Source organism: Streptomyces sp. NPDC032472, assembly GCF_040636955.1.
Classification (GTDB): domain Bacteria; phylum Actinomycetota; class Actinomycetes; order Streptomycetales; family Streptomycetaceae; genus Streptomyces.
Genome location: NZ_JBEZVK010000029.1, coordinates 1 through 22770, shown reverse-complemented (window position 1 = coordinate 22770; position 22770 = coordinate 1). Strand labels below are relative to the sequence as shown.

Below are 22770 nucleotides of genomic sequence, written 5' to 3'. Positions count from 1 at the left end.
GGCCCGTGCCGGTGATTCAACTGCTCAGCGGACCTGGTCCACGTCGACGAGGTCGACGCGGATGCCACGGCCGCCGATGGCTCCCACGACGGTGCGCAGGGCACGTGCGGTGCGGCCGTTGCGGCCGATTACCTTCCCGAGGTCGTCCGGGTGGACCCGGACCTCGAGCACCTGCCCGCGGCGCAGGTTGCGCGAGGCGACCTGCACGTCGTCGGGGTTGTCCACAATGCCCTTTACGAGGTGCTCAAGAGCCTCCTCGAGCATGATCAGGCCTCGGTCGACTCGGCGGCGGCCTCAGCCTCGTCCGCCTTCTTGTCGGCCTTCTTCGCCTTCTGCGTGATGGCCTCGCCCTTGCCCTCGCCGACGCCCTCGAGGGCCTTGGCGAACTCCTCGAAGGAACGACGCTTGTCTTCCTTCGTGGCCGGCTGCAGCAGCGGCGCCGGGGCCGGCAGGCCCTTGTGCTTCTGCCAGTCGCCGGTGAGCTTCAGGATGGCGAGAACGGCGTCGGTGGGCTGGGCGCCGACCGAGAGCCAGTACTGCGCACGCTCGGCGTTGACCTCGATGCGCGAGGGGTTGTACGTCGGCTGGTAGATGCCGATCTCCTCGATCGCGCGGCCGTCCCGGCGGGTGCGGGCGTCGGCGACGACGATGCGGTAGTGCGGAGAGCGGATCTTACCGAGGCGCTTGAGCTTGATCTTGACTGCCACTGGAGTGGTGTCTCCTGAACTTGACGTGGTAGGGCACTTGAGATGCCACGTGGGGTTGCGGTACTCGGGTGCCCGATGGACGCGTCAGCCGGAGGAGAGAGGGGTCCTGTGCGACTGTCGAGTACAGCTTGCCATTGTGCCACATGCCCGGCGCACCTCCGTGCGGGGGCCTGCAACTCCCCCAGTTCAGGAGGCTGCCGCGGCCATCGCGGCCTCGGGGATGCGGAAGGGCTTCATGCAGCCGCCGCAGACGATCGGTGCCTGCGCCAGCACGGACGGCACGACCCGCACGTTGCGCCCGCAGTCGCAGACCGCCTTGACGCGGACACCGCCGCCCGAGGAGCCGTGGCGCGCCGCCGGCCCGCGGAAGCTGCGCTTGGTGTCCGCCATGGTGGCCGCCGTGTGCGCCTTCAGGGCGCGCTGGAGCCGCTCCATGGTGGGCCGGTAGCGCTTCTTCGCCTCCGCGTTGAGCGTGACCAGGGAGAAGCCGCTGCTGGCATGCGGCTCGTCCGAGTGGTCCAGCCCCATCTCCTCGGCGATCGCGAGGAATCTGCGGTTGTGGTAGCGGCCGGCCCGGGAGGTGTCGCGCACTCCGCGGGCGGCGGCGATGCCGTGGACTGCCTCGTGCAGCAGTCGCTCGAAGGAGAGCTCGGCGCCACAGGCGGACGAGGACTCTCCGATCAGGGACTCGGGCGCGGCAAGATCGGGCAGCTCGGGGTGGTACCGCTGAATGTCGGCCCACGCCTGCGCCAGCTCTGCGGCGAGAACAGGTGGTGTCGTGCTCACGTCGTGACAACGAGCCGAGGTGCCCCGGTGTTCCGATTCCGGGCCATTCCAAATTTTTTGCACGTACCCGTCAGTTCAGCCTGATGCGACCCGACGAGGACCCATGCGCCGATCCCAGGAGGAGTCGGTACGTAACGACGACCGGTACACCTCAGCCCCGGCGCGCGGCTCGGGCCGCGCGCCGGGGCTGATGCGGAGCAGTGCGGTGGTGGCGGTCAGTACGAGCGCGCGACGATGGCGAGGGTACCGGGGGCGTCGTCGGACTCCGGCACCGACCCGTCCTCGGCGATCAGGCAGCGCACGGTGACGGCCTGCTCGCCCAGCTTGGCCTCGCCCTCGGGGCCGAGGTCGGCCCACGGGATCCGGGCCCAGCCGCCGGCGATGGCGGCCTCGGCCGCCTCCTCCAGGGTGGAGACGTCGCTGGTACGGGCCTCGCGGCGCTCGCGGGACTCGCGCAGCAGCTGCGCCTGGTCCTCGTCCAGCACCTTGGGCAGCAGGTCGGCGAGCGCCTCGATCTGCACCGGCTCCTTTCCGCCCGGGATCCGGCGGGCGAGCATCGCGGTGCCGGCCTCCAGGTCGCGGGGGCCGATCTCGATGCGGACCGGTACGCCCTTGAGCTCCCAGTCCACGGCGCGGCGGCCGAAGGGGATGTCGACCCGGTCGTCCACGTGGACCCGGATGCCGGCGGCCTTCAGGCGGTCGCCCAGCTCGCGGACCTTGGCCACGGCCTCGTCGCCCTTGATCGCCATGACGACGACCTGGATGTGGGCCAGCCGCGGCGGCACGCGCAGGCCGTTGTCGTCGCCGTGGGACATGATCAGACCGCCGACCATGCGGGTCGAGACGCCCCAGGAGGTCTGCCAGACGAACTCCTGCTTGCTGTCCTTGGACAGGTACTGGGTGTTGAACGCCTTGGCGAAGTTCTGGCCGAGCTCGTGGCTCGTGCCCATCTGCAGGGCCTTGCCGTCGCCCATCATGCCCTCGAGCGTGAGGGTGTTGATGGCGCCGGCGAAGCGCTCCTTGGGCGTCTTGCGGCCGAGCACGACGTCGATGCCGAGCACGTTGACCATGAAGTCGCCGTACACGTCGCGGTGGATCCGGGCGGCGTAGTCGCGGGCGTCCTCGTACGTCGCGTGGGCGGTGTGCCCCTCCTGCCACAGGAACTCGCTCGTCCGGAGGAACACGCGCGGACGCATCTCCCAGCGCACCACGTTCGCCCACTGGTTGATCAGCAGGGGCAGGTCGCGGTAGCTCTGGACCCACTTGGAGAAGTAGTCGTTGATGATCGTCTCGGAGGTCGGGCGGACCACGACCGGCTCCTCGAGCTGCTTGCCGCCGCCGTGGGTGACGACCGCGAGCTCGGGGGCGAAGCCCTCGACGTGCTCGGCCTCCTTGGTGAGGTAGGCCTGCGGGATGAACATCGGGAAGTAGGCGTTCTGGGCGCCCGCTTCCTTGATGCGCGCGTCCATCTCCTGCTGCATCCGCTCCCACAGCCCGTAGCCGTACGGCCGGATGACCATGGTGCCGCGCACCGGGCCGTTGTCGGCCAGCTCGGCCTTGTTGATCAGATCCTGGTACCAGCGGGGGAAATCCTCCGCCTGGGGGGTGAGAACGGGAGCCTTTGCCATGGCGCGAATGGTACGGCGCCGGGCGCTCGATGCGTGAATCGGGTGGCGCAGTCCTCTGGACGCCGGGGCGAATGGGGAGTTCTCTGGCAACGGGGGCAAGGGGGCGACAAGGAATCAGGAGCGCTCTTTCGATGACACCGACGCCGACGGCCACGCTCGTCGCCCGGGACTGGGCCGAGATCCAGGAACGGATGCTGGTACCGCTGTACGAGGCGGTTTTCGACCGGCTGGAGGTCGGTCCGGGCGACCGGCTGCTCGGCCTGGACTGCGGCGCCGGGCTGGCCCTGCTGCTGGCCGCCGGGCGGGGCGCCGCCGCCACCGGGGTGGAGGCGGAGCCGGCGCGGCGGGCGCTGGCGCGCGAGCGGCTGCTGGAGGTGGCGGCGGCCCCGCCGGGCGGCTCCCGCTCCCGGCCCTACGACGTGCTGCTGGGCTTCGCGCCGTCCGCGGCGGCCCTGGACGCGGCCCTGCCGGCCGTCCGGCGGGGCGGGGCGGTGGTCCTGGCCGACTGGGGGCCGCCGGAGCGGTGCACGGTGCCGGCGGTGCTCGGCGGCGGGCCCGCACCGCACGACCTGGACGCCCTGGTCGCGGGGGCCGGGCTGCTGCCCGACGGCTCCGGGCGGGTGTTCTGCCCGTTCGGGTACGCGGACGCGGACAGCGCGGTACGCGGGCTGGTCTCGACGGGGATGTACGACGCCGCGGGGGACCCGGCGCAGCTCGAGAAGGAGCTGGCCGAGGCGCTTCACCCGTACGAGCGAAGCGACGGTTCCGTCTGGCTGCCGAACATCTTCCGCTACGTGATCGCCCGCGTGCCCTGACCGGCGGGCGGCCGGCCGGTGCGCCGCCCGGGAGCCGCGGTCACTTGGCCATGCGGGGGATGTCGGCCGCGGCGTAGGCGGCGGCCTCGTCGAGGGTCTCGTGCTCCAGCAGCGCCTCGGCGAGGGCGTCGAGTTTCGGCCGGTGTTCGCGCAGCAGCCGGCACGCCTCCGCGTAGCACTCGTCCACGATCCGCCGCATCTCGACGTCCACCGCGTCGAGGGTGGCGGGGGCCGCCACGAGGCCGTACGGGCTCTGCGCGTCCGACGGGATCGCGGTGAGCCGGCCGATCCGGTCGCTCATGCCCCAGCGGCCGACCATGCCGCGGACGATGTTGGTGACCTGTTCCAGGTCGTTCTCGGAGCCCGTGGTGACCACGTCGTACACGGTGTGCTCGGCCGCCATGCCGCCGAGAGCCCCGATGATCCGGCCGCGCAGGTACTGCTCCGTGTACGCGTAGCGGTCCGCCTCGGGGGTGGACAGGGTGACGCCCAGCGCCCGGCCGCGCGGCACGATGGTGACCTTGCGGACCGGGTCGGCGCCCGGCTGGAGCATGCCCAGCAGGGCGTGCCCGCTCTCGTGGTACGCGGTGCGGCGGCGCTCCTCCTGCGGCATGACCAGCGGCCGTTCCGCGCCGAGCTGGACCTTCTCCAGGGCCTCGGAGAGATCGGCCCGGGTGACCGAGTCCCGCTTGCGCTTGACCGCGAGCAGGGCGGCCTCGTTCGCCAGGTTGGCGAGTTCGGCGCCGGTCATGCCGGGGGTCGTCGCGGCCACGTGCGCCAGGTCCACATCGGGGGCGAGGGGGATCTCGCGGGTGTGGATCTTCAAGATGGCCTCGCGGCCGCCCTTGTCGGGCGGGGAGACCGTCACCGTGCGGTCGAAGCGGCCGGGGCGGGTCAGCGCCGGGTCCAGGACGTCCGCGCGGTTGGTCGCGGCGATCACGACGACGCCCTCGGAGCCGGAGAAGCCGTCCATCTCGGTCAGGATCTGGTTCAGGGTCTGTTCGCGCTCGTCGTGGCCGCCGAGGCCGCCGCCGGCTCCGCGGGCCCGCCCGATGGTGTCGATCTCGTCGATGAAGATGATCGCGGGGGCGACCTTGCGCGCCTCGGCGAACAGCTCGCGGACCCGGGAGGCGCCGACGCCGACGATCATCTCGATGAACTCGGAGGCCGAGGCCGAGAAGAACGGCACGCCCGCCTCGCCCGCGACCGCCCGCGCCAGCAGGGTCTTGCCGGTGCCGGGCAGGCCGGACAGCAGCACGCCGCCGGGCATCCGGGCGCCCATCCGCCGGTACTGCTGCGGGTTCTTCAGGAAGTCGACGACATCGCTGAGCTCCGCCTCCACCTCGTCGATGCCCGCCACGTCCTCGAAGGTGCTGCGCTTGGCACCCGCCTCCAGCTCCACGGGCCTGGGCGGCGCCTTGCGGCCGAGGCCGCCGAGCCCGCCGCCCAGCGCCGAGCCCATCCGGTGGGCGATGAACACCCACAGCAGGACCAGCAGCAGCATCGGGGCGAGGGAGAGCAGGAGGTTGGCCAGGAAGCTGCGCTGCACGACGACCGGGGAGGCGGTCACGGTCACGTGCTGCTTGGTGAGCTCGGCCCACAGGTTGTCCTCGGCGAAGGCGGGGCGCTGGGTGACGAACTTGGTGTAGTCGCCCTTTCCGCCGTCGGGCAGCGCCTGCTCGGCCTTCAGCTCGCCCTGGATCCGGTCGCCCTTGGAGTAGATCTTCGAGACGTTGCCGGCGCCGACCTGCTTGCTGAACTCGGTGTACGAGATCGTCGGCTCGTCGCCCTCGTTGAAGAACGACAGGACCAGGTTGGTCAGCAGGAAGACGATCAGGGCGGCGAGGATCAGTCCGCGCCAGCCGCCCGGCATCCTCCGCCGCGGCGGAGGGGTGGGCGGCGCCCCCTCGGAGCGCCAGGGGGTGTCGGCCCGGTCGCGGGGCGGTGCGGGCGTGGGGCTGGGCACCGTGGCCTCCTTACTGCCGTCCCCCCGGCCGACCATAAGGGATATTCCGGACGGCGGCTTCCGCACGGGCCGACACCGGGGCCCGTACGCACGGGGCCCCGGCCGCACCCAGCGACCGGGGCCCCGCACGCACTCCACGAGCTCCTGCGCGGACTACCGCGCGAACTACTTCATGAACTTCTTGAACTCGTCCGGCAGGTCGAAGTCCTGGCCGTCCGGGCCGCCGGCCGGCAGGCCGAACGGGTTGCCGGCGGGCAGGGCGTCCTGCGGGCCCTGCTCACGGCGGGCGGCTGCGGCCGCCTCCTCCGCCTTGCGCTTCATCGGGTTGCCGCTCTTGCGCTTGCCCTTGGCCTGCTTGACCTGCTTCTTCTGCCGGCCGGGGCCGCCGCCCATCCCCGGGATGCCCGGCATGCCCGGCATGCCGCCGCCCTGGGCCATGCGGGACATCATCTTGCGGGCGTCGAAGAACCGCTCGACCAGGCTCTTCACCGCGCTGACCTCGACCCCGGAGCCCTTGGCGATACGGGCGCGGCGCGAGCCGTTGATGATCGTCGGGTCCTGGCGCTCGGCCGGGGTCATCGACTTGATGATCGCGGCGGTGCGGTCCACGTCGCGCTCGTCGATGTTGTTGATCTGGTCCTTGATCTGGCCCATGCCCGGCAGCATGCCGAGCAGCTTGCTGATGGAGCCCATCTTGCGGACCTGCTCCATCTGGGACAGGAAGTCGTCGAGGGTGAACTCCTTCGGCCCCTTCGCCAGCTTGGCCGCCATCTTCTCGGCCTCGGCCTGGCTGAAGGTCTTCTCGGCCTGCTCGATCAGGGTGAGCATGTCACCCATGTCGAGGATCCGGCCCGCCATGCGGTCGGGGTGGAACGCGTCGAAGTCGTCGAGCTTCTCGCCGTTCGAGGCGAACATGATCTGCTTGCCGGTGACGTGCGCGATGGAGAGCGCGGCACCGCCGCGGGCGTCGCCGTCGAGCTTGGACAGCACCACGCCGTCGAAGCCGACGCCGTCGCGGAAGGCCTCGGCGGTGTTGACCGCGTCCTGACCGATCATGGCGTCGACGACGAAGAGGATCTCGTCGGGGCTGACGGCGTCGCGGATGTCCGCGGCCTGCTGCATCAGCTCCTGGTCGATGCCGAGGCGGCCGGCGGTGTCGACGATGACGATGTCGTGCTGCTTGGTGCGCGCGTACTCGACGGAGTCCTTGGCCACCTGGACCGGGTCGCCGACGCCGTTGCCCGGCTGCGGGCCGTAGAAGCCGACGCCGGCGCGCTCGGCGACGATGCTCAGCTGGTTGACGGCGTTGGGGCGCTGGAGGTCGCAGGCGACCAGCAGCGGGGTGTGGCCCTGGCCCTTGAGCCAGAAGCCGAGCTTTCCGGCGAGGGTGGTCTTGCCCGCGCCCTGGAGGCCCGCGAGCATGATCACGGTCGGGGCGGTCTTGGCGAAGCGGAGGCGGCGGGTCTCGCCGCCGAGGATGCCGACGAGCTCCTCGTTGACGATCTTCAGGACCTGCTGGGCCGGGTTGAGGGCCTTGGAGACCTCTGCGCCGCGGGCGCGTTCCTTGACGTTCGCGATGAAGGAGCGGACGACCGGGAGGGCGACGTCGGCCTCGAGGAGGGCGATACGGATTTCCCGGGCCGCCGCGTCGATGTCGGCCTCGCTCAGGCGGCCCTTGCCGCGAAGGCTCTTGAAAGTCGCGCTGAGGCGGTCGGAAAGCGTATCGAACACGGTGGTCGCGATTCCTCGGGTCGGGGGCGGGGTGGTCGTACCCCAGGGTATCGGTCCCGGCCGACTCCCCGGCCCTGCGGGCGGCTTTCCCTTCCCCGCCCCTTCCCGCAGTACCGATCAGCGGCTCCGCCGCGGGCGTGGCCTGCGGCCCCGGCCCCGCCCGCCTCAATCGCCGGCGCGGCTCAAAGAGCGGGGGCTCCGCCCCGGGCCCCGCGCCTCAAACGCCGGCGGGGCTGGATTTCCGCCGGGCGGGGCTGGAATTGCCGCGCAGCGGCAAAACCCAGCCCGCGCGGCGTTTGAGCGCACCGGGCGCGAAGCGCACGGATGGGGTCCGGGGCGCAGCCCCGCCCGCGGCGGAGCCGCTCATCGGTACTGCGGGAAGGGGCGGGGAGGGGACTGCTTCGCGCAGCGGGGGCGGTGGCGCTAGGACAGAGCCTCGGTCAGGGTGTCGGACACCGTGGCGGCTTCGGTCGGGGACAGGGGTTTGCCCTCGGGGGTGGTGACGTACAGGGAGTCCACCGCGTTGGCGCCCAGCGTGGAGACGTGGGCGCTGCGCACGCGCACGCCGGCGCCCTCCAGGGCCCTGCCGATCCGGTGGAGGAGTCCGACGGCGTCGGGGGCCCGGACCTCCAGGACCGTGGCGAGCGAGGAGACGCCCGGCACGGCGGTGACCCGGGGCGGCGGGGGGACGACCCCCCGGCGCCGCGGGTACGCCGCCTCCCGCTCGGCGAGCTTCGCCGAGACGTCGAGGGACCCGTCCAGCACCCGGATCAGATCGCTCCGCAGCCGCGCCGCCTCGGGCAGGGAGCCGTACTCGGCGGCCACCCGCCAGCGCAGCACCAGGGCCTCGCCGAGCCGGTCGGGCAGCTCCAGGGACCGCAGGTCGGCGGCGCGCACGGTGAGCCGGTGCAGGGCGAGGACCCCGGCCACCGCGGGCAGCACCCCCGGCTGGTCGGGGACGGCGACGGCCAGTTCCACCCCGACGGCGTCCTCCTCCTGCCGGGCGTGCAGCGCCAGCACCGGCTCCCCGGTCCGCAGCGCCTCCACCGCGAGCCGCTCCTCCTCGGCGGAGGGCGCCGGGTCGGGCTCGTCGGGGACGGGGGCCCCGCCGAGGACGGCCGCGACCCGCCCGACCAGGTCGGCCACGAGCGAGGACCGCCAGGCCGACCAGGCCGCCGGCCCGGTGGCCAGCGCGTCGGCCTCGGTGAGGGCGTGCAGGAGCTCCAGCGTGCCGGGGCTGCCGACGGCCTCGGCGACCGCCCGCACGGTGGCGGGGTCGTCCAGGTCGCGCCGGGTCGCGGTCTCCACCAGCAGCAGGTGGTGGCGGACCAGCACGCCCAGCACGTCGGCGTCGGCCGCGTCGAAGCCGACCCGCAGCGCGGTGTCGCGGGCGATGGTCTCCCCCGCCACGGAGTGGTCGCCGGGCCACCCCTTGCCGATGTCGTGCAGCAGCGCCGCCATCAGCAGCAGGTCGGGCCGGCCGACCCGGCGGGTCATCGCGGAGGCCCGGACCGCGGTCTCCACCAGGTGCCGGTCCACGGTCCAGGTGTGCACGGGATTGCGCTGCGGGCGGCAGCGGACGCGCTCCCAGTCGGGCAGGAGCGCGGAGATGATCCCCTCGGCCTCCAGCGCCTCCCAGACGCCGACGGTGGGCTCCCCCGCACCGAGCAGGGTGAGCAGCTGCTCCCGCGCCTCGCCCGGCCAGGGCACGGGCAGCGGCCGGCCCTGGGCGGCGAGGCGGCGTACGGCGTGCAGCGAGACCGGCAGCCCGGCCTGGGCGGCGGCCGCGCCGAGCCGCAGCGGCAGCACGGGGTCGCGTTCGGGCCGGGCGGCGAGGGCGAGCACGGCCTCGCCGTCGGACTCGACGACCCCCTCGGCCAGCGGGGCCCGTTCCCCGGCGGGGGCACCGCGGCCGCCGAGGAGTCCGCGCAGCCGGGGCCGGGCGGCGCGGGCGCGCAGGACGCGGCCCACCTCGCGCCAGGTGACGTCGGCGGCGTAGGCGACGGTCCGGGCGGCCTCGTACACCTCGCGCAGGAGCGCATCGGCGTCGGACAGGCCGAGCCGGGCGGCGACCTGGGCCTGCTCCTGCAGGGCGAGGCGGTCGCCGGCGCGCCCGGTGACGAGGTGGAGGGCGTCACGGGTGTCGAGCAGCCGACGGCGGGCGTCGGCGAGCCCCTCGCGGGGGGCGTCGGCCAGCCAGGAGGCGGCGACGGCCCGCAGGGCGGCGGCGTCGCGCAGGCCGCCGCGGGCCTCCTTGAGGTCGGGTTCGAGGAGGAAGCGCAGTTCGCCGGAGCGTTCGGCCCGTTCGCGGCACAGGGCGTGCAGCTGGGGCAGCCGTTTGGGGGCCTGGTTGCGCCAGTCGGCCAGGACGGAGGTGCGCAGGCCCGCCAGCAGTCCGGCGTCTCCGGCGACGGGGCGGGCGTCGAGCAGTCCGAGGTGGACCTTGAGGTCCTCGGCGGCGGTCCTGCGGGCCTCGCCGGGGGTGCGCACGGAGTGGTCGAGGGAGAGCCCGAGGTCCCACACCGGGTACCAGAGGCGGTCGGCGAGCCGGGCCAGGTCGGCGGGGGCGGCCTTGCCGTCGTGGAGGAGCAGCAGGTCGAGGTCGCTGCGGGGGGAGAGTTCGCCGCGCCCGTAGCCGCCGACGGCGACGAGGGCGGCGCCGCGCACACCGGTCTCGCGCGCGGCGGTGGTGAACAGGGCGTTCAGCCAGTCGTCGGTGAGCCCGGACAGCGTGGAACGCCGCGAAGGCCCGGACCGCGACTCCTCCTGGAGGAGTCGCAGCCGGGCCGCGGCGTAGCCGCCGGGTCCGGGGTCGGAGGTGTCCGTTGTGTCTTCCACGCTCGTCAACCGGGTTCTCCCTCGCTAGAGCGCTTCGGCGCCGCGCTCGCCGGTGCGGACGCGGATCAGGGCGTCGACGGGGACGCTCCACACCTTGCCGTCACCGATCTTTCCGGTGCGGGCGCCCTGTACCAGGATCTCCATGACGGACTCGGCGTCGTCGTCCTCGACGACGACCTCGATGCGGATCTTCGGTACGAGGTCGACGGTGTACTCGGCGCCGCGGTAGACCTCGGTGTGGCCGCGCTGGCGGCCGTATCCGCTGGCCTCGGAGACGGTCAGGCCCTGGACCCCGTAGCGCTGGAGGGCGTCCTTGATCTCGTCCAGCCGGTGCGGCTTGACGATCGCGGTGATCAGCTTCATGCGTCAACCTTCTTGGTCGCGGCGGCAGCGGTGGTGTGGACGGCGGTGCTCCGGGAGGAGGCGCCGCCGCCGGCCCCGCTGAAGTCGTAGGCGGTCTCGGCGTGCTCGACCTGGTCGATGCCGGAGACCTCGTCGTCCTCGCTGACGCGCATCCCCATCGTCTTGTCGAGGAGGAGGGCGAGCACCGCGGACGCGACGAGAGAGTAGGCGAGGACGGAGAAGACCCCGATGGCCTGCTTGCCCAGCTGCTCCAGGCCGCCGCCGTAGAAGAGGCCGGCCGCGTCGGACTGGACCCCGCCGGTGGCGAAGAAGCCGACGAGGAGGGAGCCGACGATGCCGCCGACGAGGTGGACGCCGACCACGTCGAGGGAGTCGTCGTAGCCGAACTTGTACTTCAGGCCGACGGCCATGGCGCACAGCAGGCCGGCGATGGCGCCGATGGCGATCGCACCGAGCGGGGAGCAGGAGCCGCCGGAGGGGGTGATGGCGACGAGGCCGGCGACCGCGCCGGAGGCGGCGCCGAGGGTGGTGAAGGAACCGTGGCGCAGCTTCTCGTACGCGAGCCAGGCGAGCATGGCGGCGGCGGTGGCGACCTGGGTGTTGACGAACATGACGGCGCCGACGCCGTCGTCGTTGCCGAGCCAGGATCCGGCGTTGAAGCCGAACCAGCCGAACCACAGCAGGCCGGCGCCGAGCATCACCAGGGGCAGGCTGTGCGGGCGCATCGGGTCCTTCTTGAAGCCGACGCGCTTGCCGATGACGAGGATGACGCCGAGGGCGGCGGCGCCGGCGTTGATGTGGACGGCGGTGCCGCCGGCGAAGTCGATGACGCCCATGTCGAAGAGCCAGCCGCCGGTGCCCCAGACCCAGTGGGCGACGGGGAAGTAGACGAGGCTGACCCACAGGGCGGTGAACAGGGCCCAGGCGCTGAACTTGACGCGGTCGGCGAGGGCGCCGCTGATCAGGGCGGGGGTGATCACGGCGAACATGAGCTGGAAGACGGCGAAGACGTAGACCGGGATGGTGTAGCCGTCCCAGAGCTCGGTGATGCCGATGCCGCTGAGGCCCACGTAGTCGGAGTTCCAGCCGATGATGCTGCCGGAGTCCGTGCCGAAGGCGAGGCTGAAGCCGTAGAGGACCCAAAGGATCGTGACGATCCCGAGGCTGACGAAGCTCATCATCAGCATGTTGAGGGTGCTCTTGACTCGGACCATGCCTCCGTAGAAGAAGGCGAGTCCCGGGGTCATCAGCATGACCAGGGCGGAGCAGATGAGCATGAACCCGGTGTTCGCGGCAGAGAGCGTCGGGGCGTCTGCCGCGAGGGTCGTGATGGCTGCTGCTGAGGCCATCGGCGTCTCCTCGTCGTCGGTACGTTCGCGTGCGGGCGATCGTGAAAACCTGAGCGGCGCAAGGCGTAAGGCCGGGGGTGGGGCCTGGGGGCTGGCCGGTTATTGGCCATGAGATTCGCGCAGGCCGGTTTCCGGCGGCGCCGCTCGATGTTTCGCGCCCGTGACGAAGAGGTCGGACGTGTTACGCGTCCATGAACGGGTCGGGTGGGGGCAGTGCGGTACGGCCGGCCGCGGCAGCACCCGGGAGACCTGGCTGGGGGAGCCTGATCGGGCTTCACGGGGTGTCTGCCGCGGCCGGGGCCTTGGGGGGGCGGCCGGGAGAGGGCCGTCAGACGGCCTCCGCGGCCTCGGGGAGGCGGGAGGCGAGGTGGTCGGTGAGCCGGACGACCTCGGCGACGTCGCCGTACTCACGGGCGGCGGTGTCGACGGTCTTGCGCAGCCGGGTGTTCACCCTTTCGGACCGCACCTTTCCGGCCACGTCGAGGGCGCGGTCCACGAGGACGGCGGCCTGCTCGGGCTCGCGCTGGAGCAGGTGGACGGTGGCCATGCCGATGAGGTTGAGGGCGTAGGAGCGCTGGTGCACCTCGTCCTTCTGGAAGAGCTCGACGGCGCGCTCCATGACGGGTTCGGCGAGGGAGGCGTACATGGGGCTGCGGCCGGCGACGTAGGCCAGGTCGCGGTACGAGTGGGAGTTCTCGCCGTTGAGCTCGGCCTCGGAGAAGAACCGGATCCAGTCGGGCTCGGGCTCGCCGCCGAGGCCTACGTCGCCGAAGGTGTCCTCGGCCATGCGGACCGCCCGCTTGCAGCGGCTGGGCTGGCCCATGTTGGCGTAGGCGCGGGCCTCCATCGCATACAGCATGGCCTGGGTGCGGGGGCCGGCGCAGTCCCGGCTGCCGTACTGGGCGAGGTGGATGAGCTCCAGGGCGTCCTCGGGGCGGCCCAGGTGGATCATCTGGCGGCTCATGTTGGAGAGGATGTACGAGCCCAGCGGCTTGTCCCCCGCCTCCTTGGCGGCGTGCAGCGCGAGGACGAAGTACTTCTGGGCGGTGGGGTGCAGGCCCACGTCGTAGCTCATCCAGCCGGCCAGCTCGGCGAGTTCGGCGGCCACCTTGAACAGCCGCTTCATGGCCGGGGCCGGGTGGTTCTCCTGGAGCAGGTCGGTCACCTCGTGGAGCTGGCCCACGACGGCCTTGCGGCGCAGTCCGCCGCCGCACTGCGCGTCCCACTGCCGGAACATCACGGTGGTGGCCTCGAGGAGGTCGAGCTCCGGCTCGGAGAGCCGCGGCGGGCGGTGGCCGCCGGGCAGCGGCTCGCGGACGCCGGGGTCGGCGGCCGGGACCGGGACGAGCCAGCGCTGCATGGGCTCGATGAGGGCGGGGCCCGCGGAGAGGGCGAGGGAGGTCCCAAGGAAGCCGCGGCGGGCCAGCATCAGGTCGCTGCGCGAGAACTCGCCGAGGAGCTCGACGGTCTGGGGGCCGGCCCAGGGCAGGTCGACGCCGGAGACGGAGGGCGTCTGGTGGGCGGTGCGCAGGCCCAGCTGCTCGATGGCGACGACGGAGCCGAACCGCTCGGAGAACAGCTCGGAGAGGATCCGCGGGACGGGTTCGCGGGGCTGTTCGCCGTCGAGCCAGCGGCGGACGCGGGAGGTGTCGGTGGAGATGTGGTGGGCGCCCATCTGGCGGGCCCGCCGGTTCACCTGGCGGGCGAGCTCGCCCTTGGACCAGCCGCTGCGCACGAACCAGGAGGTGAGCTGTTCGTTGCGGGCGGCCGGGCCCGCAGCGTCCGGCACGTCGGGCTCCGCGCTCGTTCCGCTTGCGCCGCTGCCGCTCACTGGAACGCCCCCATCCGCTCTGGCTCCTCGCACGAAACCCTGGCCGGGGCGGCGCCTGCCGCCGGGCACCTTCACAGGTCCCTCACACCTTGCCTCCGGCATAACCACGGATCGGCCTGCCGCAAGGGTTCGTGCACTGAAAGTAATCCTACGATCACCCCTCCCGCGAGGTCGATTCCAGAAACGCCACCATTCGCCACCCCTTCGAATGAACTCGCCACCCGCCAGGCGCGATTCACTTGACAGCGAGGCGAAACGATCGGTTGGACAGGAGTGTGCCCGGGGCGCGCGCGGCGAGGAGTGCGCCCCGGGGTCCCTCCCGGACGGAGTCCGGGAAGGGGACACACCGCCGGGACCCGGGCCCGCACCCGCCCTGCCGACGTCGTAACCACCGGCGCGTCCGACCCGTTGGAGGGGGCATGGGCATGGGCTTCACGATCGGCGGCAGCCGCAGCACCAAGGAATTCCGCTCCGCCGCCCGGCGGCGCGGACGCACGTCGGAGTGCACGGCGGTGGCGGAGTACACCGGCCTGTGGGGCTGGGACGTGGTTCCCGGGGCCCGGGCCGCCGCTCCGGCCCGCGACTGCTCCTGCGGCCGGGCGCAGTGCGCGGCTCCCGGGGCGCACCCGCTGCCCCTCGCCCCCACGGTCCCCGCGGGCGCCACCCTCGACCGGGTCAGCGAGATCTGGGGCGAGTACCCGGGCGCGGCGGTGCTGCTGCCCGTGGGCCGCGGCTTCGACGTCATCGAGGTCTCCCAGGAGGCCGGGCGCCGGGCGCTGGTCCGCCTGGAGCGGATGGGCCTGCCGCTCGGGCCGGTCACCACGACCCCCGACGGCCGCGCCCAGTTCTTCGTGGCCCCGGGCGCGGCGGCCGAGCTGCCGCAGCTGCTGTACCGGATGGGCTGGGACGACGCGGACCTGGACCTGCAGGCCCTGGGCACGGGCGCCTACGTGACGGCGCCGCCGTCCGACCACGCGGGCCTCGGCCCGGTGAGCTGGCTGCGCCCGCCCGCCCTGGACTGCGCGGGCGGCCCGCCGCAGGCGCGGCTGCTGCTCGGCACCCTCGCGTACATCTGCCACCGCCTGCGCCGCTGAGCTCAGCCGCCGGACCGGCCCGCCTCGCCCCGCCCGCGCGGTCCGTACGTACGCCGGCGCCCCCGGGTTCCGGGCGGAACGCGGGGGCGCCGGCGTGTGCACGGGCCGCGCGGGCGGCACCGTACGGGGCGGGGCTCAGTCGCCGATCAGGGCGTCGACGAACGCCTCCGGCTCGAAGGGGGCGAGGTCGTCCGGGCCCTCGCCGAGGCCGACGAGCTTGACCGGGACGCCGAGCTCGCGCTGGACGGCGACGACGATGCCGCCCTTGGCGGTGCCGTCGAGCTTGGTCAGGACGATGCCGGTGATGTCGACGACCTCGGCGAAGACGCGGGCCTGCATCAGGCCGTTCTGTCCGGTGGTCGCGTCCAGGACGAGCAGGACCTCGTCCAGCGGGCCGTGCTTCTCCACGACGCGCTTGACCTTGCCGAGCTCGTCCATCAGGCCGGTCTTGGTGTGCAGGCGGCCGGCGGTGTCGATGAGCACCACGTCGGCGCCCTCGGCGATGCCCTCCTTGACCGCGTCGTAGGCGATCGAGGCGGGGTCGCCGCCCTCGGGGCCCCGCACGGTGCGCGCCCCGACCCGCTCGCCCCAGGTCTGGAGCTGGTCGGCGGCGGCGGCGCGGAAGGTGTCGGCGGCGCCGAGGACCACGCTGCGGCCGTCGGCGACGAGGACGCGGGCGAGCTTGCCGGTGGTGGTGGTCTTGCCGGTGCCGTTGACGCCGACGACCATCACGACGCCCGGGGTGTCGGTGCCGCTCTCGGTCTTCACGGCGCGGTCGGAGTCGGTGCCGACCAGGGTCAGCAGCTCCTCCTTGAGCAGGGTGCGCAGCTCCGCCGGGGTGCGGGTGCCGAGCACCTTGACCCGCTCGCGCAGCCGGTCGACCAGCTCCTGCGTCGGGACGACACCGACGTCGGCGATGAGGAGGGTCTCCTCGATCTCCTCCCAGGTGTCCTCGTCGAGGTGCTCGCGGGAGAGCAGCGTGAGCAGCCCCTTGCCGAGGGAGTTCTGCGAGCGCGCGAGGCGGGCGCGCAGACGGACCAGGCGGCCCGCGGTGGGCTCGGGCACCTCGATCTCGGGTGCGGCCGGCAGCTCGGCCTCGGCGACCGGCGCCTCGGCGGGCGGGGCGGGCGCCGCCTCCGCCTCGGGGAGGGCGACCTCCTCGATCGTGCGGCGCGGCTCTTCGACCGTCGTTGCGGCGTCCTCCCCCACCTGCGGTTCGGCGGGCGGGGCAGTGATGGTCGGCGTGCTGGGCGGGGCCGGCGGCAGCTGCTTCTTCTTGCGGCTGCTGACCAGGAGCCCGCTGATCGCGCCGACCGCGACCAGGGCGATGACTACAGCAAGGATGAGGATGTCCATAACGGCACCAGTATCGGCCACGGGCTCCCCGGGCCGCGGACACCGAGCGCCCGGAGCGGACCGTAAGGACCTATTTGTTGTATAGGCATTAAATCTACGATGATGGGCGACTTGCCCACCCGTACCCGCCCCTTCCGGAGAAACCGCATGTCCGCCGAGCCCGCAGACGGCGCGCTGGAGCACCCGACGACCGAGACCGCGATGGAGACCCGCGGCCTCGAACCCGTCCCCGACGCCGAGCGCACCGGCCGGGTCCGCGAGCTGGTTCCCACCTGGGTCGCCGCCAACATCAGCGTGCTGCTGCTGACCATGGGTGCCGGCCTGGTGATCTTCAACGAGCTCAACATCTGGCAGGTGCTCGTGGTGGCGGTCGCCGCGCCCGTGGTCTCGTACGGGCTCGTCGGCCTGATCTCGATCGCCGGCAAGCGCGGAGGCGCCCCCGGCATGGCCCTGTCGCGGGCGGTGTTCGGCCAGCGCGGCAACCTGTTCCCCGGCGCCCTGATCTGGGTGGCGCGCTGGGGCTGGGAGACCATCAACGCGGTCAGCGGCGCCTTCGCCATGCTGACGGTGCTGGACCTGTTGTTCGGCGTCCGGAAGAACACCGCGCTGGTGGTGGCCACCCTGCTGCTCTTCGTGGGCTGCACCTTCCTCGTCTCCGGTCTCGGCATCAGCGCGCTGCGCGCGTGCTCGACCTGGTCGACGTACCTCTTCGGCGCCTTCAGCGTGCTCGTGCTGGGCTATCTGGTCGCCGAGACCGACTGGGCCGCCGTTCTCGACAAGCCGGCCGGCTCCACCGCGATGATGGTGGCGGGCATCGGCACCATCGCCGCCGGCGGCATCAGCTGGGTGCCCTCCGGGCCGGACTTCACCCGCTACCTGCCGCGTACGGCCTCGGGCCGGGGCATCGTCGGCGCGACGGTGGGCGGTGCGGCCGTGGTGGTCGTGCCGATGGTGCTGATGGGTGCGGTCATGGCGGTCGGCACGCCCGACCTGGCCTCCGCCCAGGACCCGGTCTCCTTCATCGGCACCCTGCTGCCCGCCTGGATCGCGGTCCCGTACCTGCTGATCGCGCTGGTCGGCATGCTGCTGATCAACTCGATGTCCATGTACTCGGCGGGCTTCACGGCGCAGACGCTCGGCATCAAGGTGCCGCGGGCCGCTGCGGTCAGCGTGAACGCCGTGATCAGCCTGGTCTTCGGCTTCCTGCTGATGGTGGTCGCGACCAGCTTCTTCGGCTCGTTCGTCTCCTTCCTGACCCTGCTGGCGGTGGCCTTCTCCGCGTGGATCGGCGTCTTCGGCGTGGACATGCTGCGCCGGACGGCGTACGACGGCGCGGCCCTGCTCGACACCACGCCGGGCAGCGCCTACTGGTACCGGGGCGGCTTCGCCTGGCAGGCGATGACCGCCTGGGGCACGGCGCTGGCGGTGGGCCTGCTGTTCACCGAGGTGGACTGGTTCGCCGGCCCCCTCGCCGGCACCTGGATCGGGGCGAACGGGCTGGGCTGGGCGGCCGGCATCCTCACCTCCGGCGCGCTGTACGCCGTACTGCCGCGCCCGGCGCAGGTGAGCGGGCCCGCACCCGAGCCGTCGCCGGAGCCCGCGCCCGAGTCCGAGCCCGCCGGATCCCTGGCCGACTGACGCTCCGTCAGCTAACGTCCCCCTTCGCCGCCCACCCACCTCCGGCGAAGGGGACTTCCGCCATGCCCGTCACCGTGGCCCGGTTCAATCTGGTCGACCCGAACGGCACCCCCGAGAGCCTGTCCGCCCGCTACCGGGCCGCGCTGGAGATGGCCCGGTACGCCGACGACCGCGGGATCGACACCGTCCAGACCGAGGAGCACCACGGCACGGCGAACAACTGGCTGCCCTCGCCGTTCACGTTCGCGGGGGCGGTCCTCGGCGCCACCCGGCGGATCGCGGTCACCGTCTCGGCGATCATCGGCCCGCTGCACGATCCGCTGAAGGTCGCCGAGGACATCGCCGTTCTGGACCTGCTGAGCGGCGGCCGGCTGGTGACGGTCGCGGGCATCGGCTACCGGCCCGAGGAGTACGAGCAGCACGGCGTCGAGTGGGGCCGGCGCGGCCGGCTCCAGGACGAGCTGCTGGAGACGCTGCTGTCGGCGTGGACGGGCGAGCCGTTCGCGTTCCGCGGCCGCACGGTGCGGGTGACACCGGTGCCGTTCACCCGGCCGCACCCGCTGCTGCTGGTCGGCGGCAGCTCCCGGGCCGCGGCCCGGCGGGCGGCCCGGCTCGGGCTGCCGTTCTTCCCCAGCGCGCACCTGCCGGAGCTGGAGGCGTACTACACCGAGCAGCTTGCGGAGTACGGCACCGAGGGGTTCTGCATGATGCCGGCGGCCGAGACCCCGCTGCTGCACATCGCCGAGGACCCGGACCGGGTGTGGGCCGAACACGGCGCGTGCTTCCTGCACGAGGCGGGCACGTACGCGTCCTGGCAGTCGAAGGACATCCGCAGCGCCGTACGGTCCCGGGCGCGCTCGGTGGCGGAGCTGCGGGCGGAGGGCGTGTACCGCGTCCTGACCCCGGACGAGGCGGTCGCGTACGCGCGGGACGCGGGCGGGGCGGGGAACCTGGTGCTGCACCCGCTGTGCGGCGGGATGCCGCTGGACGAGGGCTGGCGCAGCCTGCACCTGCTGTGCGAACAGGTGCTGCCCCGGCTCAGCGGATGAGCCGGGGCAGCACCTGTCGACGAGGAGAGGGGGTGGTGGCGGGGATGGTTACCCCATCTCCTCCAACGCCTTGCCCTTGGTCTCCGGCACCCACAGGAGGATGAACGGGATCGAGAGCGCGGCGAAGACCGTGTAGATCACGTAGGCGCCGGAGAGGTTCCAGTCCGACAGCGTCGGGAAGGTGACGGTGATGACCCAGTTGGCGACCCACTGCGCGGCGGCGGCCACGCCGAGCGCGGCGGCGCGGATGCGGTTGGGGAACATCTCGCCGAGCAGCACCCACACCACGACGCCCCAGGAGAGGGCGAAGAAGAGCACGAAGGAGTGGGCGGCGACGAGGGCGACGGTGCCCTGGGTGTCGGGCATCGTGATCTGGTCGCCGCTGCCCTCCTTGTACGAGAACGCCCAGGCGGCGGCGCCGAGCGAGAGGGCCATGCCCACGGAGCCGATCAGGGCGAGCGGCTTGCGGCCGAGGCGGTCGACGAAGACCATCGCGATCACCGTGCCGACGATGTTGATGATCGAGGTGGTGAAGGAGTACAGGAACGAGCTCGACGGGTCGATGCCGACGGACTGCCACAGCGAGGAGCTGTAGTAGAAGATCACGTTGATGCCGACGAGCTGCTGGAAGACCGACAGGCCGATGCCGATCCAGACGATGGGCAGGAAGCCGAAGCGGCCGCCGAGCAGGTCCTTGAAGGTGGACTTGTGCTCGGAGCTCATCGCGAGCTCGATCTCGCGGACGCGGCCGTCGAGGTCGGCGCCGGAGCCCTCGACCTCGCGCAGGACCGCGCGGGCGTCGCCGGTGCGGCCGACGGAGATCAGGTAGCGCGGGGACTCGGGGATGACGAAGGACATCAGGCCGTAGAGCACGGCCGGTACCACCATGACGCCGAGCATCCACTGCCAGGCCTCGAGGCCGGCGAGCTCGCCGCGCTGGTCGCCGTCGGCGAGGTTCAGGATGCCCCAGTTGACCAGCTGGGAGACGGCGATGCCGATGACGATGGCGGCCTGCTGGAACGAGGCGAGCCGGCCTCGGTAGGCGGCCGGGGAGACCTCGGCGATGTAGGCGGGGCCGATGACGGAGGCCATGCCGATGCCGAAGCCGCCGATGACGCGCCACAGCGCGAGGTCCCACAGGGCGAAGGGCAGGGCGGAGCCGATGGCGCTGGCCGTGAAGAGGACGGCGGCGATCTGCATGCAGCGGATGCGGCCGATCCGGTCGGCGATGCGGCCCGCGGTGGCGGCGCCGAGGGCGCAGCCGACCAGCGCGGCGGCGATGACCTGGGCGAGGGCCTCGGAGCCGACGTCGAACCGGTCGCGGATCGCCACGACGGCACCGTTGATGACGGAGCTGTCGTAGCCGAAGAGGAAGCCGCCCATGGCGGCCGCGGCGGCGATGAAGACGACGCGCCCGAGGTGGTCGGGGCGGGCGGCCCGGCCGCCCTTCGGGGCCGGCGCCGGCGCTGTGCTGCTGGTCAAGGTGTGCTCCTGCGTGCCCGGCTGCAGTGGCGGGCGGGTGGGGGTTGACCCCTCCAGTGGCGCACAGGGCAAGATCCGGCACCACTCGAAGGGAAGAGGCGGCGGAGCGAGCCTATGTCTTCAGTTCTTGAAGTCAAGAGGAGGCAAGTGACCGAGATGAATTCCACTTCGCCCCAGCGAAGGCGCAGCGGAGACAGAGCCCCGAGGGCGGGTCATTCACTTCTTGAATGAAATCGGACGGATCGGTTCAGCGGAGGCGCTGGCTGATGACCTTGGAGACTCCGTCGCCCTGCATGGACACGCCGTAGAGCGCGTCGGCGACCTCCATCGTCCGCTTCTGGTGCGTGATGACGATCAGCTGCGAGCTCTCCTGGAGCTCCTCCATGATCCGGATCAGCCGCTGCAGGTTGGTGTCGTCGAGCGCCGCCTCGACCTCGTCCATCACGTAGAACGGGCTCGGGCGGGCCTTGAAGATCGACACCAGCAGCGCCACGGCGGTCAGCGAGCGCTCGCCGCCGGAGAGCAGCGAGAGCCGCTTGACCTTCTTGCCGGGCGGCCGGGCCTCGACGTCGACGCCGGTGGTGAGCATGTTGTCGGGGTCCGTGAGGACGAGGCGGCCCTCGCCGCCGGGGAACAGCCGGGAGAAGACCCCCTCGAACTCGCGGGCGGTGTCCCGGTAGGCCTCCGTGAAGACCTGCTCGACGCGCTCGTCCACCTCCCTGACGACCTGGAGCAGGTCCGCTCGGGTCTTGCGCAGGTCCTCCAGCTGCTCGCTGAGGAACTGGTGGCGCTCCTCCAGCGCGGCGAACTCCTCCAGCGCGAGCGGGTTGACCTTGCCGAGCTGCTGGTAGGCGCGCTCGGCGGCCTTGAGGCGCTTCTCCTGACGGTCCCGGACGAACGGGCCGGGGCGGTTGCGGGGGTGCTCGGGGTCCTCGGGGAGCTCCTCGCCCTCGGCGGGCGGGCTCGGCGGGACCGGCTGGTCCGGGCCGTACTCGGCGACGAGGGCGGCGGACCCGATGCCGAACTCCTCCAGGGCGCGGGCCTCCACCTGCTCGATGCGCAGCCGCTTCTCGGCTCCGAGGACCTCGCCGCGGTGCACGGAGTCGGTCAGCTTGTCGAGCTCGGCCTTGAGGTCGCGGCCGCGGGTGCGGGCCTCGGCGAGCTCCTGCTCGCGCAGGCGCTTGGCGCGCTCGGCGGCGGTGCGCTCGGCGTCGGCCCGGCCGAGGGACACCTCCAGGTGGGCGAGGAGCTGGCGGGCGCCGTCGGCCACGGCCCGGGCCACCGCGGCCTCGTGGCGCAGCCGGGCCCGGCGCCGCTCGGCCCGGGCGCGGGCCTCGCGCTCGGCGCGGGCGCCGCGGTCGAGGGAGTCGGCGCGGCCGGCCAGGCCCTTGACCCGCTCCTCGTGGGTACGCAGCTGGAGGCGGGCCTCCATCTCGGTCTGGCGGGCATTGGCCCCGTCGGCGGCGAGCCGGTCGCGGCGGGCGGGGTCGGGTTCCTCGGTGACGGGCATCTCCTCGGCGGCGGCGAGCCGCTCGGCGCACTCCTCCACCTCGGCGAGGGCCTGCTCCAGCGCGGCCTGCGCCTTGTCCGCGGCGGCGGCGCTGCGCTCGGCCTCGCCGGCGGCGCCCTTGGCCTGGCCGGCGAGCCGCCCGAGCTGCTGGGCGTGCCCGGCCCGGGCCTGTTCGCCGGCCCGGCGGCGCTCGCCGATCTCCTCGACCCGGGCGGCGAGGTCGCGGCGCGCCTCCCGGGCGGCCTCCTGGGCCTCGGCCAGCTCCTTGCACTGCCCGTCGAGGCGGTCCAGCTCGGCGGTGGCCTCGTCGACGGCGGCCTGCACCTCGATCAGGCTGGGCGCCCCGGCGGAACCGCCGTGCGCGAGGTGCGCCCCGAGCACGTCCCCGTCGGGTGTCACGGCCACCAGGTCGGGCCGCACCGCAACGAGCTGCTGCGCCTGGTCGAGGTCACCTACCAGCACGTGGTCCCGCAGCACCCACCCGACGGCCCGCACCGCTGCGCCGTCCCCCCGCACGAAACGCTCCAGCGGCACCCCGCCGTGCACCCGGTCGCCCCCGTCGGCCTGCCCGGGCAGGCCGACGGGGGCGGCCCCGCCCGCCGGCCGCGGCGCCCCGCCCCCGGCCGG

Annotated in this window: 17 protein-coding genes; 4 read left to right on the top strand and 13 right to left on the bottom strand. The window is 73.0% G+C overall.

Annotated features, from left to right (window positions below):
- Positions 1 to 24: 24 nt before the first annotated feature.
- The 4 genes from AB0F11_RS20775 to proS form a co-directional block, all read right to left on the bottom strand.
- On the bottom strand, positions 25 to 264 hold the full coding sequence (locus tag AB0F11_RS20775; protein WP_007266827.1) for an RNA-binding protein: 240 nt from the start codon (positions 262 to 264) through the stop codon (positions 25 to 27).
- 2 nt (positions 265 to 266) lie between these two features.
- A complete protein-coding gene (rpsP, locus tag AB0F11_RS20770; RefSeq protein WP_362175663.1) occupies positions 267 to 707 on the bottom strand; it encodes a 30S ribosomal protein S16 in 441 nt (146 codons plus the stop codon).
- Between the two features lie 186 nt (positions 708 to 893).
- Positions 894 to 1493 (bottom strand): hypothetical protein, encoded by a 600-nt coding sequence (locus AB0F11_RS20765; protein WP_362175661.1) that lies wholly within the window; start codon positions 1491 to 1493, stop codon positions 894 to 896.
- A 215-nt stretch (positions 1494 to 1708) separates the two neighbouring features.
- Positions 1709 to 3121: a proline--tRNA ligase gene (gene proS, locus AB0F11_RS20760; RefSeq protein ID WP_362175658.1), complete on the bottom strand. Its 1413-nt coding sequence runs from the start codon at positions 3119 to 3121 to the stop codon at positions 1709 to 1711.
- A gap of 131 nt (positions 3122 to 3252) precedes the next feature.
- On the opposite strand from proS, the gene AB0F11_RS20755 reads away from it, so the two are divergent.
- Complete coding sequence (locus AB0F11_RS20755; protein WP_362175655.1) at positions 3253 to 3936, top strand: methyltransferase type 11; 684 nt, start codon at positions 3253 to 3255, stop codon at positions 3934 to 3936.
- A 40-nt stretch (positions 3937 to 3976) separates the two neighbouring features.
- Here AB0F11_RS20755 and ftsH read toward each other — a convergent pair whose 3' ends face one another.
- The 6 genes from ftsH to AB0F11_RS20725 all read right to left on the bottom strand — a co-directional run bounded on the left by ftsH (position 3977) and on the right by AB0F11_RS20725 (position 13972).
- On the bottom strand, positions 3977 to 5938 hold the full coding sequence (ftsH, locus tag AB0F11_RS20750) for an ATP-dependent zinc metalloprotease FtsH (protein WP_362175652.1): 1962 nt from the start codon (positions 5936 to 5938) through the stop codon (positions 3977 to 3979).
- Between the two features lie 129 nt (positions 5939 to 6067).
- On the bottom strand, positions 6068 to 7633 hold the full coding sequence (gene ffh, locus AB0F11_RS20745; protein ID WP_362175649.1) for a signal recognition particle protein: 1566 nt from the start codon (positions 7631 to 7633) through the stop codon (positions 6068 to 6070).
- Between the two features lie 423 nt (positions 7634 to 8056).
- Positions 8057 to 10480, bottom strand: coding sequence for a [protein-PII] uridylyltransferase (locus AB0F11_RS20740; RefSeq protein ID WP_362175646.1), 2424 nt, complete (start codon positions 10478 to 10480; stop codon positions 8057 to 8059).
- Between the two features lie 15 nt (positions 10481 to 10495).
- On the bottom strand, positions 10496 to 10834 hold the full coding sequence (locus tag AB0F11_RS20735) for a P-II family nitrogen regulator (RefSeq protein ID WP_361905651.1): 339 nt from the start codon (positions 10832 to 10834) through the stop codon (positions 10496 to 10498).
- Complete coding sequence (locus tag AB0F11_RS20730; protein ID WP_362175643.1) at positions 10831 to 12183, bottom strand: ammonium transporter; 1353 nt, start codon at positions 12181 to 12183, stop codon at positions 10831 to 10833. Before AB0F11_RS20730 ends, AB0F11_RS20735 begins: the two co-directional genes overlap by 4 nt.
- Positions 12184 to 12511: 328 nt before the next feature.
- The gene (locus AB0F11_RS20725; RefSeq protein ID WP_362175640.1) at positions 12512 to 13972 is read right to left on the bottom strand and encodes a hypothetical protein; all 1461 of its coding nucleotides are present in this window, start codon (positions 13970 to 13972) and stop codon (positions 12512 to 12514) included.
- Positions 13973 to 14439: 467 nt separating this feature from the next.
- Between AB0F11_RS20725 and AB0F11_RS20720 the strand changes: the two genes are divergently transcribed.
- Positions 14440 to 15108, top strand: coding sequence for a bifunctional DNA primase/polymerase (locus tag AB0F11_RS20720; protein WP_362175637.1), 669 nt, complete (start codon positions 14440 to 14442; stop codon positions 15106 to 15108).
- A gap of 135 nt (positions 15109 to 15243) precedes the next feature.
- Here AB0F11_RS20720 and ftsY read toward each other — a convergent pair whose 3' ends face one another.
- Entirely contained in the window at positions 15244 to 16464 is a 1221-nt protein-coding gene (gene ftsY, locus AB0F11_RS20715) for a signal recognition particle-docking protein FtsY (RefSeq protein ID WP_362175634.1), read from the bottom strand.
- A 147-nt stretch (positions 16465 to 16611) separates the two neighbouring features.
- On the opposite strand from ftsY, the gene AB0F11_RS20710 reads away from it, so the two are divergent.
- Both AB0F11_RS20710 and AB0F11_RS20705 read left to right on the top strand, forming a co-directional pair.
- Positions 16612 to 18102 carry a cytosine permease gene (locus AB0F11_RS20710; protein WP_362175631.1) on the top strand — a complete coding sequence of 497 codons (1491 nt, stop codon included), beginning with the start codon at positions 16612 to 16614 and terminating at the stop codon, positions 18100 to 18102.
- A gap of 62 nt (positions 18103 to 18164) precedes the next feature.
- Entirely contained in the window at positions 18165 to 19151 is a 987-nt protein-coding gene (locus AB0F11_RS20705) for an LLM class flavin-dependent oxidoreductase (RefSeq protein WP_362175628.1), read from the top strand.
- Between the two features lie 48 nt (positions 19152 to 19199).
- Here the strand turns inward: AB0F11_RS20705 and AB0F11_RS20700 are convergent, their stop codons facing one another.
- Both AB0F11_RS20700 and AB0F11_RS20695 read right to left on the bottom strand, forming a co-directional pair.
- Complete coding sequence (locus AB0F11_RS20700) at positions 19200 to 20633, bottom strand: sugar porter family MFS transporter (RefSeq protein WP_362175625.1); 1434 nt, start codon at positions 20631 to 20633, stop codon at positions 19200 to 19202.
- A gap of 247 nt (positions 20634 to 20880) precedes the next feature.
- The coding region (locus tag AB0F11_RS20695) for an AAA family ATPase (protein ID WP_362175622.1) at positions 20881 to 22770 on the bottom strand (1890 nt) is incomplete at its 5' end.